At 50.9% G+C, this 2,332-nt stretch carries 1 rRNA gene; it reads left to right on the forward strand.

The window, feature by feature from the left end:
- Nucleotides 1–2,290 (forward strand): 23S ribosomal RNA (locus WFH18_RS17270); the annotation flags it as partial.
- Between the last annotated feature and the right edge of the window lie 42 nt (nucleotides 2,291–2,332).

Genomic DNA, 2,332 nt, shown 5'->3' on the forward strand with positions numbered 1-2,332 from the left:
ATAGGGGAGCCGTAGGGAAACCGAGTCTTAATAGGGCGTTTAGTTGCTGGGTATAGACCCGAAACCAGGTGATCTATCCATGAGCAGGTTGAAGGTTGGGTAACACTAACTGGAGGACCGAACCCACTGTCGTTGAAAAGCCAGGGGATGACTTGTGGATAGGGGTGAAAGGCTAATCAAACTTGGTGATAGCTGGTTCTCCCCGAAAGCTATTTAGGTAGCGCCTCGGACGAATACCATTGGGGGTAGAGCACTGTTTCGGCTAGGGGGTCATCCCGACTTACCAAACCGATGCAAACTCCGAATACCAATGAGTACTATCCGGGAGACAGACTGCGGGTGCTAACGTCCGTAGTCAAGAGGAAAACAATCCAGACCGCCAGCTAAGGCCCCAAAATTATAGTTAAGTGGGAAACGATGTGGGAAGGCATAGACAGCTAGGAGGTTGGCTTAGAAGCAGCCACCCTTTAAAGAAAGCGTAATAGCTCACTAGTCGAGTCGGCCTGCGCGGAAGATGTAACGGGGCTAAAACTATATGCCGAAGCTGCGGATGCATAATTTATTATGCGTGGTAGGGGAGCGTTCTGTAAGCCGATGAAGGTGGATTGAGAAGTCTGCTGGAGGTATCAGAAGTGCGAATGCTGACGTGAGTAACGACAATGCGAGTGAAAAACTCGCACGCTGAAAGACCAAGGGTTCCAGTCCAACGTTAATCGGGGCTGGGTGAGTCGACCCCTAAGGCGAGGCCGAGAGGCGTAGTCGATGGGAAATTGGTTAATATTCCAATACTTCTGTGTAATGCGATGAGAGGACGGAGAAGGTTAAGTCAGCCTGGCGTTGGTTGTCCAGGTGGAAGGTTGTAGGCATGTATCTTAGGCAAATCCGGGGTACTCTATGCTGAGAACTGATAGCAAGCTGTACTTGTACAGTGAAGTGGCTGATACCATGCTTCCAGGAAAAGTCTCTAAGCTTCAGTTACACAGGAATCGTACCCGAAACCGACACAGGTGGTCAGGTCGAGTAGACCAAAGCGCTTGAGAGAACTCTGCTGAAGGAACTAGGCAAAATGGTACCGTAACTTCGGGAGAAGGTACGCTGTTGTCTGTGATAGGACTTGCTCCTTGAGCGGCCGACAGCCTCAGAAACCAGGCCCCTGCAACTGTTTATTAAAAACATAGCACTCTGCAAACACGAAAGTGGACGTATAGGGTGTGATGCCTGCCCGGTGCTGGAAGGTTAATTGATGGGGTTAGCGTAAGCGAAGCTCTTGATCGAAGCCCCAGTAAACGGCGGCCGTAACTATAACGGTCCTAAGGTAGCGAAATTCCTTGTCGGGTAAGTTCCGACCTGCACGAATGGCATAATGATGGGGGCGCTGTCTCCAGCAGAGACTCAGTGAAATCGAATTCGCCGTGAAGATGCGGTGTACCCGCGGCTAGACGGAAAGACCCCGTGAACCTTTACTGCAGCTTGACATTGAACTTTGATCTTACTTGTGTAGGATAGGTGGGAGGCTTTGAAGTCGCGACGCTAGTTGCGATGGAGCCGTCCTTGAAATACCACCCTGGTAATATTGAGGTTCTAACTCTGTCCCGTTATCCGGGACGAGGACCATGTCTGGTGGGTAGTTTGACTGGGGCGGTCTCCTCCTAAAGAGTAACGGAGGAGTACGAAGGTGCGCTCAGCGTGGTCGGAAATCACGCGTAGAGTATAAAGGCAAAAGCGCGCTTAACTGCGAGACCCACAAGTCGAGCAGGTACGAAAGTAGGTCTTAGTGATCCGGTGGTTCTGTATGGAAGGGCCATCGCTCAACGGATAAAAGGTACTCTGGGGATAACAGGCTGATACCGCCCAAGAGTTCATATCGACGGCGGTGTTTGGCACCTCGATGTCGGCTCATCTCATCCTGGGGCTGAAGCAGGTCCCAAGGGTATGGCTGTTCGCCATTTAAAGAGGTACGCGAGCTGGGTTTAGAACGTCGTGAGACAGTTCGGTCCCTATCTACCGTGGGCGTTGGAAATTTGAGAGGATCTGCTCCTAGTACGAGAGGACCAGAGTGGACGAACCTCTGGTGTACCGGTTGTCACGCCAGTGGCATCGCCGGGTAGCTATGTTCGGAAGGGATAACCGCTGAAAGCATCTAAGCGGGAAGCCTACCTCAAGATAAGATTTCCCCGAGACTTTATGTCTCCTAAAGAGCCGTTGAAGACTACGACGTTGATAGGTTGGATGTGGAAGCATAGTGATATGTGAAGCTGACCAATACTAATTGCTCGTGAGGCTTGACTATACAACACCCAAACAGTTGTTGTACGAACTTCGAAAGAAGTGA

Origin of the sequence: Acinetobacter sp. USHLN143 (assembly GCF_037145695.1) — a bacterium.
In the GTDB taxonomy this organism is placed as follows: Bacteria; Pseudomonadota; Gammaproteobacteria; order Pseudomonadales; family Moraxellaceae; genus Acinetobacter; species Acinetobacter fasciculus.